14 protein-coding genes are annotated in these 16,160 nt (G+C 63.7%); 7 read left to right on the forward strand and 7 right to left on the reverse strand.

Going from position 1 to position 16,160, the window contains the following annotated elements:
- Positions 1-68 precede the first annotated feature (68 nt).
- The 3 genes from meaB to RJ527_13420 all read right to left on the reverse strand — a co-directional run bounded on the left by meaB (position 69) and on the right by RJ527_13420 (position 2,888).
- Complete coding sequence (gene meaB / locus RJ527_13410) at positions 69-1,052, reverse strand: methylmalonyl Co-A mutase-associated GTPase MeaB (GenBank protein WND78060.1); 984 nt, start codon at positions 1,050-1,052, stop codon at positions 69-71.
- A 56-nt stretch (positions 1,053-1,108) separates the two neighbouring features.
- Complete coding sequence (locus RJ527_13415; protein WND75035.1) at positions 1,109-1,474, reverse strand: hypothetical protein; 366 nt, start codon at positions 1,472-1,474, stop codon at positions 1,109-1,111.
- 109 nt (positions 1,475-1,583) lie between these two features.
- Positions 1,584-2,888, reverse strand: a complete 1,305-nt coding sequence (locus tag RJ527_13420) for a hypothetical protein (GenBank protein ID WND75036.1) — start codon at positions 2,886-2,888, stop codon at positions 1,584-1,586.
- Positions 2,889-3,231: 343 nt separating this feature from the next.
- Between RJ527_13420 and pyk the strand changes: the two genes are divergently transcribed.
- The 3 genes from pyk to RJ527_13435 all read left to right on the forward strand — a co-directional run bounded on the left by pyk (position 3,232) and on the right by RJ527_13435 (position 6,580).
- Positions 3,232-4,647 (forward strand): pyruvate kinase, encoded by a 1,416-nt coding sequence (gene pyk, locus RJ527_13425; GenBank protein ID WND75037.1) that lies wholly within the window; start codon positions 3,232-3,234, stop codon positions 4,645-4,647.
- 58 nt (positions 4,648-4,705) lie between these two features.
- A complete protein-coding gene (locus RJ527_13430) occupies positions 4,706-5,581 on the forward strand; it encodes an AEC family transporter (GenBank protein ID WND75038.1) in 876 nt (291 codons plus the stop codon).
- Between the two features lie 147 nt (positions 5,582-5,728).
- Positions 5,729-6,580, forward strand: coding sequence for a hypothetical protein (locus RJ527_13435; protein WND75039.1), 852 nt, complete (start codon positions 5,729-5,731; stop codon positions 6,578-6,580).
- A 4-nt stretch (positions 6,581-6,584) separates the two neighbouring features.
- Here the strand turns inward: RJ527_13435 and RJ527_13440 are convergent, their stop codons facing one another.
- Together RJ527_13440 and RJ527_13445 are read right to left on the reverse strand one after the other, a co-directional pair.
- Complete coding sequence (locus RJ527_13440) at positions 6,585-6,914, reverse strand: hypothetical protein (GenBank protein ID WND78061.1); 330 nt, start codon at positions 6,912-6,914, stop codon at positions 6,585-6,587.
- A gap of 60 nt (positions 6,915-6,974) precedes the next feature.
- On the reverse strand, positions 6,975-7,550 hold the full coding sequence (locus RJ527_13445; GenBank protein ID WND75040.1) for a TetR-like C-terminal domain-containing protein: 576 nt from the start codon (positions 7,548-7,550) through the stop codon (positions 6,975-6,977).
- Positions 7,551-7,661: 111 nt separating this feature from the next.
- Here RJ527_13445 and RJ527_13450 point away from each other — a divergent pair, with 111 nt between their 5' ends.
- The gene (locus RJ527_13450; GenBank protein ID WND75041.1) at positions 7,662-8,492 is read left to right on the forward strand and encodes a MipA/OmpV family protein; all 831 of its coding nucleotides are present in this window, start codon (positions 7,662-7,664) and stop codon (positions 8,490-8,492) included.
- A 181-nt stretch (positions 8,493-8,673) separates the two neighbouring features.
- Here the strand turns inward: RJ527_13450 and RJ527_13455 are convergent, their stop codons facing one another.
- A complete protein-coding gene (locus tag RJ527_13455) occupies positions 8,674-9,537 on the reverse strand; it encodes a GNAT family N-acetyltransferase (GenBank protein ID WND75042.1) in 864 nt (287 codons plus the stop codon).
- Between the two features lie 28 nt (positions 9,538-9,565).
- A complete protein-coding gene (locus RJ527_13460; GenBank protein ID WND75043.1) occupies positions 9,566-13,036 on the reverse strand; it encodes an indolepyruvate ferredoxin oxidoreductase family protein in 3,471 nt (1,156 codons plus the stop codon).
- A gap of 269 nt (positions 13,037-13,305) precedes the next feature.
- Here RJ527_13460 and RJ527_13465 point away from each other — a divergent pair, with 269 nt between their 5' ends.
- The 3 genes from RJ527_13465 to RJ527_13475 are packed head-to-tail and all read left to right on the forward strand — an operon-like array spanning position 13,306 to position 16,071.
- Positions 13,306-14,283 (forward strand): NAD-dependent epimerase/dehydratase family protein, encoded by a 978-nt coding sequence (locus tag RJ527_13465; protein WND75044.1) that lies wholly within the window; start codon positions 13,306-13,308, stop codon positions 14,281-14,283.
- A 22-nt stretch (positions 14,284-14,305) separates the two neighbouring features.
- Positions 14,306-15,211 (forward strand): alpha/beta hydrolase, encoded by a 906-nt coding sequence (locus RJ527_13470; GenBank protein WND75045.1) that lies wholly within the window; start codon positions 14,306-14,308, stop codon positions 15,209-15,211.
- A 26-nt stretch (positions 15,212-15,237) separates the two neighbouring features.
- Positions 15,238-16,071 (forward strand): nitroreductase family protein, encoded by an 834-nt coding sequence (locus RJ527_13475; GenBank protein ID WND75046.1) that lies wholly within the window; start codon positions 15,238-15,240, stop codon positions 16,069-16,071.
- Positions 16,072-16,160: the final 89 nt, after the last annotated feature.

Raw genomic sequence — 16,160 nt, forward strand, 5'->3', positions numbered from 1 at the left:
GCCCTTGGTCTTATCTCTGTGATTTATTTCGCAGCATGGTAGCGGTTGGAACGAGAAAATCCATATATTTAGACGTCTTTGTCCGAGGGGGCACCGTCACCCCGGAAGGCGGCCAGGATGCGCCGTGCGGCTTCGCTGGGGCCGACCGCGCCCTCGGCGACGGCGGGTTCCAGGTTGGCGAGCGCCTGCGTCACGGCGGGGGCGGCGCGGAGTTCGCCCAGCAGGGTTTCATTGACCTCGTTCCACATCCAGGTCCTGGCTTGCTCGGCGCGGCTGGCGTCGAACCGGCCGGACGATTGTGTCGCGGCGCGGAAGGCTTCGACCGATTGCCAGATATCGTCGAGCCCGTCGCCGGTGACGGCGGAACATTTCACAACCCGGGGTGACCAGTCGGCGTTTTCCGGGCGCAGCAGGTGCAGGGCGGAGGTATAGTCCCGCCGCGCCCGTTCCGCCGCCGGCGCCAGGTCGCCGTCGGCCTTGTTGACGACGATCAGGTCGGCCATTTCGACGATGCCCTTCTTGATGCCCTGAAGGTCGTCGCCGCCACCGGGGGCGAGCAGCAACAGGAACATGTCGACCAGGTCCTTGACCGCCGTCTCCGATTGGCCGACGCCGACGGTTTCGATCAGCACCACGTCGTAGCCCGCGGCCTCGACCGCGATGATGGCTTCCCGCGTGCGCCGGGCGACGCCGCCCAGGGTGCCGCCGGACGGCGAGGGCCGGATGTAGGCGTCGCGGCACCGGGCCAATTTTTCCATGCGCGTCTTGTCGCCCAGGATCGAGCCGCCCGAGCGCGGGCTGGTCGGATCGACGGCGAGCACGGCAACCTTGTGGCCGCGGTCGACCAGGGCCAGGCCGAAGGCCTCGATGAAGGTGGATTTGCCGACGCCTGGGATGCCGGTGATGCCGATGCGGATCGACCTGCCCGCCGCCGGCAGCAGGGCGCGGATCAGGGCTTCGGCCTGCACCCGGTGGTCGGCGCGGCCCGATTCCAGCAGGGTGATGGCGCGGGCGAGGGCGCGCAGGTCGCCGGCCGCGACCTTGGCGCCCAGGTCACGGGCCGTTGCCTCGGCGGTGGTGTCGGAGGCGGTCAACGGGGGTGCGGGCGTCAACGTCCGCCCTTGGTGGGATCCAGACCGAAGGCTTCCAGCGCCATGGCCTGCAACTTGATCTTCTGGTCCGGGCCCAGTTCGTCGAGAATCTTGGTTTTCTGTTTGCGCACGGCCAGGGCCTGTTGGATCAGCGCCTTGCGCTCGCCGGTCAGCTTGGGCTTGGACGCCAGTTCCTTTTCCGCCGATTCCAACGCCTGGCGGGCGGCGGCGCGCAGTTCCTCGGCGCTGGCGGGCAGGGCCTCGGGTGCCGCCGCGGACGGGGGCGCCTTTTTGGCGCGCTCCTTGGCGGCATCCAAGGCCGAGCGGGCCTTCTTGTCCATGACCACGGACAACAGCGCTTTGGAAAAGACCTTTTTCAGCATGCCGGAACCTTAATCCAGGTGTCCGCCGCAAGGGCGACGGCGCCAAGACTATCCTATGGCGGTCAGGGCTGACAAAGGGTTAACGAAGGATCCGGAAAATCGAGTGCGCCTAAAGGCGGCTCGGCGCTTCCTGTTCCGTGAAATCGGGAATCCAGCGCAGGAAATAGGGCAGGGCGCGGCGGCGTTGTTCCGCGTTCGTGCCGTGGCTCGACGTGAACGACTTGAACACGTTGTAGCCGAAGGCGTCCTTGGCGGTCAGGTACACCCAAAGGGCGGTCAGTTCGCCCGAACAGGGGGCGGTATCCTTGATCAGCGCGTTGAGATGGTCGCGCGCCGCCCCTTCGCGCGCCTGGTTGGAGCCGTATTCCTGCTGCAGCATCTGTTTGACCGCCTGCTGCTCCTCGTCGACCTGTTCCGGGTAATACTCGAACAGGGACTTGAGGAAGACGAAGTCCTCGAACTTCGGCGGGCTGTAGGTGACTTCGGGCCCGGCGATGATGTTCCAGAACGCCTTGGCGTGATCCAGTTCGGTGGTGTCGGCCACGGCCTCGCGTTCGACGACTTTTTCCTCTTTCTGGAAAAAGCCGAGGAAGCCGCCGGTCTTCTTGGTCGTCACCTTGGTCTTCGCCGATTTCTGCGGTGGCGGTTTGTCGCTGGTCAAAAAGCGCTCGATGTCGGCCAGACCGTCTTCCCACATGCTGCGCACGGGGTTGGCCTTCTTCGGTTTGTCGAAGATTTCGCGGAACGCGCTTTCCTCGAAATTCCGGGCCTTCAACTCGTCGCCCAGCACCATGATGCGGCGGTTGGTGAAGAACCGATGCATGAAGTGTTCCTTGATCGCGGTCACAAGGTTGTCGCCGAAGCGGGTCGACAGCGGGAAGGGCGTGGGTGTCAGCGTGTGTTGCGGCACGTACCACAGCATGGCGCGCTTGCGCAGGTACTTGCAGATCTGTTCCGTGAAGGCCTCGGTGAAGGGGCTGTCTTCCCAGGGCTTTTCGGGCTTGGCCGGCTTCGCGGCGGCGGCCGGTTTGGCGGCGGGCTTGCCCTTGGCGGGCTTGCCCTTCGCGGCGCCCGCGGGTTTGGCATCCGCCCCCGCCGGGCGTTTCTTGCGCCGTTTCTTGCGCCTGGGGGCGTCCGCGTCCCCGGACACCTTGCCGAAGGCTTCCAGCAGTTCCGACGCGCGGATGCGCGCGCGCTGGGTGAATTCCGGGTCCTTCAACTGGCCGCAGGCTTCGAGGAAGGTCAGGGTGGTCTGGGTCGCCTGAACCACGTCGGGCTGCACCTTGCCGCCGGCGTTGGCCTTCAGCTCCTTGACGATGCCGTCCACGGCCTTATCGACAGCCGTCATCAGCGTCGCCTTGTCGGTATCGGGCGATAGGCCGGCCAGCGCATTGATGATGCTTTGCGTGCTCAAACGATACCCCTGGACCGCCCGGTGAAACTCAATCCCACCCGGCGGGCCGCTTCCCAAAAAAACACATGGCCAATCGACTGCGCCATCTTGCGGCGCGACCCTACGGCGTCGGTCTTCTGCCGATCCTTCATAGGTGCCACGAAATTGGTTAATACCTACCTAATCTTGCCCCCTTTGCGCAAGGCGGCCGGCCGGCCCGGCGCGGATTTATTAGACTGTTTTCATTTGCGCGGCCGCATGACCGCGGAATTTCAAGAATATTTGCGTGAGTTTGCCCCCGTTTGGCCTTAAGCCTATGGGCGCAGGGACAGTGACGAAATGAAGGAGAGGGAAGGCCCCCATCATGAAACGTGAACGCCGCGCGAAGATTGTCGCGACCCTGGGCCCTGCGACGTCCAGCCAGGAAGCCATCGAAAAGCTGTTTGAAGCCGGCGTCGATGTGTTCCGCATGAATTTCTCCCACGGCAGCCATGCCGACCATCAGAAAATCCACGGCATCGTGCGGTCCCTGGAACGCAAGTTCCACCGCCCCGTGGGCATCCTGCTCGATTTGCAGGGTCCGAAGCTGCGGGTCGGCGATATCGACACGGGCTCGGCCGAGCTTGCGCCCGGGCACAAGTTCCGCCTCGACCTGGACAACACGCCGGGCAACCACCGCCGCGCCCCCCTGCCGCATCCGGAAATCTTCGCGGCGTTGGAGGTGGGATCGACGCTGCTGATCGACGATGGGAGAATCCGTCTGAAGGTTCTGGAGTGTTCCAAGGAACACGCGGAATGCGAGGTCGAGATCGGCGGCACCCTGTCCAACCACAAGGGCGTCAACGTGCCCAGCGTGATCCTCGACGTCTCGCCGCTGACCAAGAAGGACCGCGACGACATGCGCTTCGGCCTCGACCTCGGGGTCGAATGGGTCGCGCTCAGCTTCGTGCAGCGGCCCGAGGATCTGGCCGAGGCGCGCAAGCTGGTCGCCGGCCGCGCCGCCATCATGTCCAAGCTGGAAAAGCCCGCCGCCCTGACCCACCTGGAGGAAATCGTCCACCTGTCCGACGCCATCATGGTGGCGCGCGGCGACCTGGGCGTGGAATGCCCGACCGAAGACGTGCCCGTGGCGCAGAAGCAGATTCTGCACCTGTGCAGGCTGGCGGGCAAACCGGTGATCGTGGCGACCCAGATGCTGGATTCCATGGTCCATGCGCCGACGCCGACCCGGGCCGAGGCCTCGGACGTGGCGACCGCCATCTACGACGGCGCCGACGCGGTCATGCTGTCGGCGGAATCGGCGGTCGGCGATTATCCGACGGAAACCGTCGCCATGATGGACCGCATCATCAAGCGCGTGGAACAGGACGTGCACTATCGCCACATGCGCGACCGCCGCCGCGGCGGCCACGACGCCACGGCGGCCGACGCCATCACCGTCGCCGCCTGTCAGGTCGCGGAAACCATTTCGGCGGCGGTGATCGTCACCTTCACCACCACGGGTTCGACGACCCTGCGATGCGCGCGCCTGCGGCCCGCGACGCCGATCCTGGGCCTGACGCCCAAGCGCGAAACCGCGCGGAGGCTGGCGCTGTGCTGGGGCGTGCATTCGGTGCTGTCCGAGGATATCCATTCGTTCCGTGAAATGGTTTCCAAGGCCGTGACCGAGGCACAGAAAGACGGCTTCGCCAAGAAGGGCGACCCCATCGTCGTCACCGCCGGGGTGCCCTTCGGCACGCCGGGGGCGACCAACATTCTGCGCATCGCCTGGGTCGAATAACCGGCACGGGCGCCGCGACCCGCTTTACCTTCCACCATAGGCCTAGACGACCATCTCCATGCTCTACCAACTGTTCTCCGTCATCGCGCCGGTCCTGACCTGCGCCGTTATCGGCTATGTCTGGCGCAAGCAGGGCCGCCCTTACGACACGTCGCTGGTGACGACGCTGGTCACCAATATCGGCACGCCCTGTCTGGTGTTCTTCACCCTGATCGACACCAAGCTCGACGCCGACGCCTTCCTCGCCATGGCGGCGGCGACCTTCGCGACCATGGTCGCGTTCTATGCCGTGTTCTTCGTGTTCCTGAAGGTGATGAAACTCAGCCAGAAGGCGTTCCTCTCGGCCCTGGCCTACGGCAACGTCGGCAACATGGGCCTGCCGCTTTGTCTGCTCGCCTTCGGCGACCATGGTCTGGCCCTGGCCATCGCGTACTTCACCGTCAACGTGCTCTGCCTGTTCACCATCGGGGTGGCGGTGCCGGCGGGGGCAACCTCGGTGGGGGCGCTGCTGCGCCTGCCCATCCTCTACGCCGCCCTGGCGGCCCTGGTGGTCATGGTGATGGGCTGGACCGTGCCGGCACCCATCGTCAACACCACGCGCATCCTCTCCGGCCTCACCGTGCCGCTGATGCTCATCACCCTCGGCGTCTCCCTCGCGGGCCTCGGCGTGAAGAAACTGCCGCAGGCGGTGCTGCTTTCCGTCATGCGCCTGGGCGTCGGTTTTCTGGTGGGCTGGGCCACGGCGGAGGCGTTCGGGTTCACCGGGGTGGAGCGCGGCGTGCTGATCCTGCAATGCGCCATGCCCGTCGCCGTGTTCAACTTCCTGTTCGCCGAACGCTACGGCAACCAGCCGGAGGAAGTGGCGGGCATGGTCGTGATCTCGACCGTGCTGTCCTTCGCGACCCTGCCGTTCCTGTTGGCGTTTGTGATGTAGGTTGAGACAATTACGAGCGGTCTATTTTGATTGAGCGTTAAGTTCCAGAAAAGATTGCCTAGCCAATTGAGATTGGGAGGTCTTCGTTTGGACGAACTAGAGAGATATATCCGCGGGAAATTTTGTGGGAACCAGAGTGCATCCGAGATGTACGTACAGCTTTGGCGCCGGTTTCAGTCCATGGGGCTTGCTGATGCCCATTTTGTTTCGGATGTCGTGCGCGGCGATGAAGGAAAATTTTGGGAGCGCATATGGGAAATGCTCCTTGCTCAACACCTAATTCGACAGAGGCATACGCTTTGTTCAACCAATCAAGGGCCAGATTTTAAGCTTGAATACAATGGCCAAACAATTTGGATCGAAGCCATATCCCCAAGGCCAACAGGTCTTCCAGAGGATTGGCTTAAACTACCTGAGCCTGGAGTTCCGAGGGTCCGTTCGTTTCCGCACGAAGGAATTTTGCTTCGCTGGACTTCAGCGATTAAAGAAAAACGAGACAAGCTTGAAGGACGAAGAGTCTCGACTAGCAGATCGGAGAAAGTTGCCTTCGGCTATCGGCAAAATGGGCATGTAGGCGAGATGGATTCTTTTGTCATTGCCGTAAACGGTAGTCGACTGAGTTTATCCAGAGATGACCATGGGATTAGCCAACTTCCGTTCGCTGTAGAAGCGGTGTTCCCCATAGGGCCGATCGAAATTTCAGTGAATGTGGAGACGATGGAGTGGGGCGAAGCTAAAACCAGCTTTCGTCCCACATTAGTCAAAAAGAGTGGGGCCGAAGTTTCAACCAGAGCGTTCTTGGACCCAGAATTTCGAGGAGTGAGTGCTGTTGTCGGTTGTAATGTCAGTTATGACATTGACCCACTGCCAATTATTGTCGTTCACAATCCGTTGGCAAAAAACCCTGTTCCTAAAGGCATTTTCGGTGCCGCAGAAGAGTATTATCTTGAAGAAGCTGAGGGCGATTTCTACCGGCTTTTACAATTCGAAAACGGGTAAATAATCACTCCGCCGCCACCGCCGCCTTCTTCGGGTCCTTGAGCCCAGCCAGCAGGTCCGCCTCGCGGGCCTTGGCTTTTTCCACGTTCGCCATCTTTACGTGACCGACGCCGCGCATGGATTGCCGGAGCGCCGCGATTCCCGTGGCGAGGGGGAGGGTGTCGGCCGAGAGGCCGGCGAGCAGGGTCGCCATGGTCGCTTCAAATTCGGCGATGAGGGCGCGTTCCATCCTGCGCGCCTCCGTCCGCCCGAAGGGGGCGAGCGCCGTGCCGCGCCACCCCTTCAGGGGGGCGATTGAGCGGGGGAGGCAGGTGCGGGGGAGTGTTGTCGTGATGCCGGTGAATGGGAGCCGAAGCTGTCAATGAATGCGGCGTCGACGCCTTTTTCTGCGGTCTTAATCGGTTGTGACAAGTGGCAGGAAAATCAAATCGACCCAGGCCGTCCGCAGGGACAGTGGAGGGGGCGAAAACGTCATAACGGCATGATGCCGAAGTAAATCCGGCAATAGTGTCGCGATCGGGGGGGCGAGTTTTTCTGGATCGATCTCACCACGCTCTATAGCCCTGTTCAAGATAGCTTCAAATGTATTCTTGCCGCCTGCAATTAAAGCGATACGCAAATCCTGTGGCGTCGACTGTGTTTCCTTAAAATATTCGCTGGAGAATAATGTGAATACGGCGGAGATCTCGGTGACATGCCTGGATGCGAGTTCTAAATACTCCAGTAACTCGGTACGAACATCGCCACGATCCGGCACATCAATTGGATTCTGGGCCTTCTGTCTTCGGATGGCCGCAATCGACAGGTCGGCCTTTTCACTCCAGCGGCGGGAAATTACGGGGCGGCTTGTTTTTGCTCGGGCGGCGACGCCATCCATCGTGAATCCAGTATAGCCGAACTCCGATAGTTCCATCCAAGCGGCGTCTAAAAGGGCGTCCTCAAGCTCCGCGCCCCGGCGACGTTTCTTCATTTCATCACCATCATCTGATCATCATTCTAAATAAGATACATAAATGCATCTTGTCAATGACGGCGACGGCCTATAAGATGCAATCACGCATCCTATTGACGGAGAACCTAAATGACGATCACTTCCATGCCGACGCGACCGATCGCGGTCGCGATATGGTTTCCCCTTGCCGTGCTCGCCTTCGGCATCCCAACCCCCGCAAAGGCGGAGCCTGCCCGCGACGCCAGGCCGCTAAATGGAGCAACCGCAACCTCCGATAAGAAAAGCTCGGACCATTGGACGATAGGAATAGGCGTCGGGGCCGTTCCCCTGTTCCAGGGGAGCAAGAAATATGAGGCTCAACCCCTCCCGCTGGTTGATGTGCAGTACGGGCGATTTTTTGCAAAGACTGGGCAGGGTATCGGCGTGAACCTCATCGAAACGCCGAGCTTGACAGCGGGAGCAAGTGTCAACTGGGTGCAAGGTTACGATGGGGAGGACGTGGCCAAGGGCATCAATGACGTTGATGATGCTTTCGGGGCACGATTCTTTGTATCGGCGAGATTAAAGGGAGTGATTACGACACTCGCGGCCACCCAGGCAGTTAGCGACACGGACCGAGGGTTGCTGATCAATGCAAACGTGTCTTATCCGATTCATGCAACCAAAAAGCTTGCGATTATACCGAGCATTGGCGCCTCCTGGGGGAATCAAAAATACATGGATGGCTATTTTGGCGTCAATTCATCCGAGTCGGCGGCGTCGGGGCTAAGCTATTATGAACCTACGAGTGGATTTAAGGATGTCTCATTCCGAATCACGGCCAAATACAAGATTACGGATAGCATCAGTGCGATGGGCTCCGTAGGCATCACTCATTTGCTCGGGAAAGCCGCGGATAGCCCTATTGTTGAGCAACAAACACAGCCATTGGCGCTCGTGGGATTGACCTACACGTTCTAGTTCGATTGATCCGCCTCGCGGGCTTTGGCTTTCTCCACGTTCGCCATCTTGATGTGACCGAAGCCGCGCATGGATTGCGGCAGGGCCGCGATCCCGGTGGCGAGGGCCCGGTGGCGAGGGCCCGGTGGCGAGGGGACGATGCGGAAAGCCATCGCCCGCGGCGGGCGGACGCCCCGCCGAATCAGCCGAGTTCGAAGGTCGTGACCCCGTAGATTCGCGGGATGTCGATGGTGGGGGCCGGGCCCGTGTACATGCGGGCGGTTTCGAACACCGGGGTCAGCGCCAGGTCGCGGGCAAGATCGCCAGCGTCGCCGTTGGGCTCGGGCACGTCGAGGAACACATCCTGCCCGCCGAGATCCGCCGCGGCGATCAGGTCCCGGGCGAGGGCGCGGGCGATCGCCGGATCGTCGGCGAACAGGGGGCCGATCTTGAAGCCCGTGTGGCAGGGGCGGATGACGCCGTAGCCGAGGAGGCCGCCGTCGCCGGCCCGGGCGGCGCGGGCGAGGTGGCCCGGCGTTGATATCCAGGATTCCAGAAACGCGGCGCGCGGGGCGGGGAACATCTTGCGGTCGTAGTCCGCGAGGTCCGGGGCGGCGCCGTCGAGCGGCGTGATAAGAACCCCGGAGGGGACATGGGCATCGTCCAACGCCTTGGGCGCGCCGCCGTAGCGGATGTTGTTATAGGCGAATTCGAACCCGGAGCGGCGGTAGTTGTCCTGTTCGGCGACCACGCCGTCCAGGCCGATCAGCCGGTCGCCGGCATGCTTGACGGCTTCCTGCCACAACGCGTAGCCGTGGCCGTTGCCGCGATGGGCTTCTTCGACGATGTAGAAGCCGAGAAAGGAATACGCGTCGCCGTAGTTGACGACGGAGATCGACGAGATCATCCGCCCATTCAGCCAGCCGCCGATGAACCCATCGGGATCGACCGCCCGGAAACAGCCGGCGTCGCTAAGGCCCGGATTCCACCCCTCGGCCGCCGCCCAGTCGACGGCCTGGTCGACCTCGCCTGCGGTCATGGTGCGGATCGTGTACCTGTCGTTCATCTTTTTTCCCTCCCTTAAGCGCGGTGAGCTATTCGGCGGCCCGGGGTGCTTTCGCCGGATCCAGGAAGGCGGCCAGCAGGTCCGCCTCGCGGGCCTTGGCTTTCTCCACGTTCGCCATCTTGATGTGACCGAAGCCGCGCATGGATTGCGGCAGGGCCGCGATCTCGGTGGCGAGGGGGAGGTTCTGGGCGGTGAGGCCGTGGAGCAGGGCCGCGACGGTCGCTTCATACTCGGCGATCAGGGCGCGTTCCATCTTGCGTTCTTCCGTGCGCCCGAAGGGATCCAAGGCCGTGCCGCGCAGGCCCTTCAGGGGGGCGAGCAGGCGGAAGGCGGTGAACATCCAGGGGCCGAATTCGCGTTTTTGCAGGTGGCCGGTGCGGGCGTCCTTGGGGCTGCCCAGCGGCGGGGCCAGATGGACGGTCAGTTTCTTGTGGCTCTGGAAGGTTTGGCGCAGCGCCCGGCGGAACTCGGGTGCCGAATAGAGCCGCGCGACCTCGTACTCGTCCTTGTACGCCATCAGTTTGAAGAACGAGCGGGCGGCGGCTTCGGTGAGCTCGGTCGAGCCCGTGCCGAGGGCCGCTTCCCTGTTCCGCACCTTGTCGATCAGCGCCGTGTAGCGCGCCGCATAGGCCGCGTTCTGATAGGCGGTAAGGTCGGCGACGCGCCGGGCGATGAAGCCGTCGAGGTCGAAGACCGCCGCCGGTTTGTCCTGCGGGCCCGCGAGTTTTTCCACGGCGGCGGGATCATGGGCGGCGCGGCGGCCCCAGGTGAAGGCCTGTTTGTTGAAGTCGACGGCGACGCCGTTGAGTTCGATCGCGCGCTCGATGGCTTCCGAGCTGATCGGCACAGCGCCCTTCTGGAAGGCATAGCCCAGCAGCATGATGTTGGCGGCGATGCTGTCGCCCATGAGGCGGCGGGCGAGATGCGTGACGTCGATGAAGTCGGCGCGCCCGCCCGTGGCTTCCGATATGGCGGCGCGCAATTGGTCGTCGGGGAAATCCAGGTCTGGCAGGTTGGTGAATTCCGCCGTCATGGTCTGGCGGGCGTTGACCACGGCCCGGGCGCGGTCGGCGTCCAGCTTGGCCAGGGTCTCGAACCCGCCCGAGGTCACCATGTCGGCCCCCAGCAGCAGGTCGGCGCCCCCCGCCGCGATGCGCACGGCGTTGAGGGCATTGGCGTCGTCGGCGACGCGGACATGGGCGAACACGGCGCCGTTCTTCTGCGCCAGGCCGGCGACGTCGAGCACGGTCACGGCCTTCCGGTCCACATGCGCCGCCATGCCGAGCAGGGCCGAGATCGTCACCACGCCCGTGCCGCCGATGCCGGTGACGCAGATGTTGTAGGCGGTGTCGGTTTTCGGCAACGGCGGGTCGGGCAGGACCGGGAAGGGCGTGGCGCTTGCGCCGGGACTTCGTGTTTCCGAGCCCTTGGCCAGGACGCCGTCGTGCACGGTGACGAAGGACGGGCAGAAGCCCTTCAGGCAGGTGAAGTCCTTGTTGCACATGGACTGATCGATGGCGCGCTTGCGCCCCAGTTCCGTTTCCTTAGGCGCGATGGCGACGCAGTTGGAGACCACGCCGCAATCGCCGCAGCCTTCGCAGACGGCCTCGTTGATGAACACGCGCTTGGCCGGGTCGGGGAAGGTGCCGCGTTTCCGGCGGCGGCGCTTTTCGGCGGCGCAGGTCTGATCGTAAATCAGGGCCGACACGCCGGGCCACGTGGCGAGATCGCGCTGCACCTGATCCAGGTCGTCACGGTGGTGGATGGTCACACCCTGGGCGAATTCCGTGCCGGGGGGGTATTTGTCGGGCTCGTCGGTGACGACGACGACGCGGCCCACACCCTCGGCCGCGACCTGGCGGGAAATGATCGCCGGGTCCAAGGGCCCGTCCATGGTCTGGCCGCCGGTCATGGCGACGGCGTCGTTGTAGAGGATCTTGTAGGTCACGTTGACCTTGGCCGCCACGGCGGCGCGGATCGCCAGGATGCCGGAATGGAAATAGGTGCCGTCGCCGATGTTGACGAAGATGTGCTCGCGCTCGGTAAACGGCGCCTGGCCGATCCAGTTCGCACCCTCGGCCCCCATATGGGTGAAGGTCGCGGTCCGCCGCCCGGGCATCCAGATCGCCATGTAATGACAGCCGATGCCGGCGGCGGCCTCCATGCCCTCGGGCACGTTGGTCGAGGTGTTGTGCGGGCAGCCGGCGCAGAAATAGGGAATGCGTTTGATGTCGGGCACGGCGCGTTCGAGGATGCGTTCTTTTTCCTCCAGGAACGTCAGGCGCTTTTCGACCGCCTCCGAAGTGTGGAAGGCGCGGATGCGGGCCGCGATCACCCGGGCGATGCGGGCGGGGGTCAGCTCGCCGGCCGAGGGCAGAATCCACTCGCCCGCCTCATCGAACTTGCCGACGACCCGGGGGCGCACATCGGCCCGCCAGTTGTAGAGCTGTTCCTTCAACTGGTTTTCGATGACCGCGCGCTTTTCCTCGACGACGAGGATTTCCTCCAGCCCTTCGGCGAAGTGGCGCATGCCGTCGCGTTCCAGCGGCCAGGGCATGCCGACACGGTAAAGGCGCAGGCCGATGGCCTCGGCCTCGGCCGCGCCGATGCCCAGGTCTTCCAGGGCTTGCAGGGTGTCCAGGTACGCCTTGCCCGTGGACACGATGCCGAACCGGGGCTTGGTCGAATCCATCGTCACCCGGTCCAATTTGTTGGCGCGAGCGAAGGCGAGGGCGGCGTAGATCTTGTGGCGGTGCAGGCGTTCTTCCTGGTCCATGGCCGGGTCGGGCCAGCGGATGTGCAGGCCGCCCGGCGGCATGTCGAACGCGGGCAGGACGATGCCGACCCGGCCGGGCGAGACATCGACGGAGGCCGAGGTGTCGATGTTGTCGGTGATGCATTTCATGCCGACCCAGACCCCGGCGAAGCGCGACATGGCCCAGCCGTACATTCCCATGTCCAACAGGTCCTGCACGTCGATGGGGTTGAGGATCGGGATGTTGGCGTCCATCAGGGCGTGTTCGGATTGGCTCGGCACGGTCGACGACTTGCAGGCCGGATCGTCGCCCGCCATCACCAGCACGCCGCCGTTGGGGGCGGTACCGGCCATGTTGGCGTGACGGAACACGTCGCCGGAGCGATCGACGCCCGGGCCCTTGCCGTACCACATGCCGAACACGCCGTCGTACTTGGCGCGCTCGAACAGGTTGATTTGCTGCGAGCCCCAGATGGCCGTGGCGGCCAGGTCCTCGTTCACGGCGGGATGGAATTTGACGTGATGATCGTCGAGGAAGCGTTTGGCGCGGCCGAATTCGCGGTCGATGCCGCCGAGCGGCGAGCCCCGGTATCCGGTGACGTAGCCCGCCGTGTTGAGCCCGGCGGCAAGGTCGCGCTGGCGCTGCATCAGGGTCAGGCGCACCAGGGCCTGGGTTCCGGTCAGGAACACGCGGCCTTCGGAAAGGCCGTATTTGTCGTCCAGGCTGACGCTGCGAAGCTTCACCGATTGTTCCCCATGTCGGCAGGTGGCGGAGGCCAACGCCCGGCGACAACGTTACGGGAAGCCGGGACCGCCCGCAATCCGGGTGGCGCAAATCGCAATTTTCTGACGCTCCGGGGCGGTGCCGCGCCATCCCGTGCCGCCAGGGTGCGGGGGGCGGAAAGAATCTTCGCCGATGGCCCGGTTTCTTCCAGATTGGAATGATTGGCCCGTGATTTTTGATTCTCAAGCGGCTATACCGGCTGCGGTCAACCTCGGGGGTTTTTCCGCTCATGAGCATTTTGGTTACCGGTGCCGCCGGATTCATCGGCTTTCACACGTCGCAGGCGCTTCTGTCGAGGGGCGAGAAGGTGATCGGCATCGACAACTTCAACGACTATTACGATGTCGGGCTGAAGGAAAACCGCGCCGCGCGCCTGCTGGCCCAGGAAGGCTTTTCCATGGTGCGCGCCGACATTTCCGAGCGCGAGGCGATGGAACAGACCTTCGCCCGCCATCCCGACATCACCGGGATCATCCACCTGGCGGCCCAGGCGGGCGTGCGCTATTCGCTGATCAATCCCTACGCCTACACGCAATCCAACGTCGAAGGCCATCTGGTGCTGATGGAGGCCGCGCGTAAGCTCGAGGATCTGAAGCATTTCGTCTATGCGTCCTCGTCCTCGGTCTACGGCGCCAATACCAAGCTGCCGTTCTCGGTCGAAGACCCGGTGGAGCATCCGGTGTCGCTTTACGCTGCGACCAAACGGTCCATGGAACTGTTGTCGGAAAGCTATGCCCGCATGTACGGCCTGCCGCTGACGGGGCTGCGGTTCTTCACGGTCTACGGCCCTTGGGGCCGGCCCGACATGGCGGCCTATATCTTTACCAAGAAGATCATGGCGGGCGAGCCGATCCCCGTGTTCAACAACGGCGAGATGCGCCGCGACTTCACCTTCATCGACGATATCGTCAGCGGCATCCTGGGCGTTCTGGCGACCATGCCGAAAAGCCCCGACGGCACGCCGCATCGCATCTACAACCTGGGCAACAACCGCTCGGAACAGCTCATGCGCTTCGTTCAGGTTCTGGAAGAGTCGCTTCAACGCAAGGCGGTGATCGATTTCCAGCCGTTGCAGCCGGGCGACGTCCCGGAGACCTATGCGGATATCGATGCCTCGGTCCGCGATTTCGGGTTTAATCCCGTGACCCCGATCGAACAGGGCATTCCCCGCTTCGTCGACTGGTACAAGGATTACCACGGGGTCTAGGGAACAGGTTGGGAGCCGACCCATGTTCGACGGTTTCGAATTAAAACGGATGGCGGGCGACGGCGCCGAGATCAACCTTCGCGTCGGGGGGGCGGCCGATGCCCCCGCGGTCCTGATGATCCACGGCTATCCCCAGACCCATATCATCTGGCGGCATCTGGCGCCGAAGCTGGCCGGGACCCACCGTGTCGTGTGCCCCGATCTGCGCGGCTACGGCGACAGTTCCTGCCCGCCGACGGACGAGCGCCACATGCCCTATTCCAAGCGCGCCATGGCCCGCGATCTGGTCAAGGTCATGGCGGACCTGGGGCATGAGACCTTCGCCGTGGTCAGCCACGACCGGGGGGCGCGGGTCGGCCACCGCATGGCCATGGATTTTCCGGACAAGGTGACGCGGCTCTGTTCTCTCGACGTGGTGCCCACGGGCAGCGTGTGGCAGCGCGCCAACAAGAACTGGGCCATGGGCTCGTTCCACTGGCTGTTCCTGGCGCAACCGTATCCGCGGCCGGAAACCCTGATCGGCCACGACCCGGATTTCTGGCTGACCTGGCTTCTGGAAAGCTGGTCGGCGGACATGGCGGCGTTCGACGGCGGCGCCTTGGATGAATACAAGCGCGCCCACCGCAATCCCGCCGTCATCCACGCCAACTGCGAGGATTACCGCGCCGGGGCGACCGTCGACGACGCGTTGGACCGCGCCGACCTGGACGAAGGCCGCAAGATGCGCTGCCCCGTGCTGGCCCTGTGGGGCGGGGCGCGGAAGGCCGGCGGCCCGAAGACCGACGGCAAGGTCTCTGCCCTCGACATTTGGGGCGAGTGGGCCGACGAGGTAAAGGGCGGCCCGCTGCCCTGCGGCCATTTCCTGGCCGAGGAGGCGCCCGATGCCGTCTGGGCCGAACTGGCGCCGTTCCTGGGCCTCGACGCCTGAACCGTTATACCTGAAGGAGACCGCACATGCCGTTCCGCAACGATCTGTTCCTGGGCCGGTTCGGCCTCAACCCCCGGTACGAGGACACGGACCTGCTGTTGGACGAACCCGTGGCGCGCATGATCGGCCGCCGGGTGTGCCGCCATTACGGGCGGGAAGCGGTCACCGACGGCATGCTGGAAACCCTGCTGGCGGCGGCCCAGTCCGCACCCGCCAAGTCGGACCTGCAGCAGTACGCCATCGTCGTCACCGACAAGGGGCAGCAGCAGGCGATTTCCGACATGATCGGCTCGATGCCCTGGATCGCCGAGGCGTCGCGCTTCCTGGTGTTCTGCGCCGACATGCACCGCGGCCAGCGCATCGCCGAGATGCGCGGCAAGGAACACGTCAACAACACGCTCGATACCTTCATGAACGCGGCGGTGGATGCGTCGCTGGCCATGATGTCCTTCATCACCGCCGCCGGGTTCAAGGGGCTGGGGACCTGTCCGGTGTCGGCGGTGCGTGCGCACACGGCGGCGGTCTGCGAATTGCTGGGTTTGCCCAAGGGGGTTTATCCCGTGGCCGGGCTGACCGTGGGTTATCCCACGGACGACGGGCGCTTTACCCTGCGCCTGCCGCCCTCGGTGGTGGTGCATCACGGCACCTACGACGATTCAGCGCTGGAGACGGAATTGAAGGCCTATGACGCCCGGCGCAACAAGTTGCAGCCCATCGCGCCGGAAAAGCAGATGCACAAGGACGATTTCGGCATTTCCGACGACTATGGCTGGACCGAGAACACGGCCCGGCGGCTGGCCAAGCGGGAACGCGCGGAATTCGGCGCGTTTATCCGGTCCCACGGGTTCGATCTGGAATAGGGCGCCGGCCCGGGCGTGGCGATTTTATACCGCAACGCAATAGGTCTGTTCCAAGTATCTCAAAAACTTAACGAAAGTTATATTGCGGT

The sequence above is a fragment of the Thalassospiraceae bacterium LMO-SO8 genome, assembly GCA_031655335.1.
In the GTDB taxonomy this organism is placed as follows: domain Bacteria; phylum Pseudomonadota; class Alphaproteobacteria; order Rhodospirillales; family Casp-alpha2; genus UBA1479.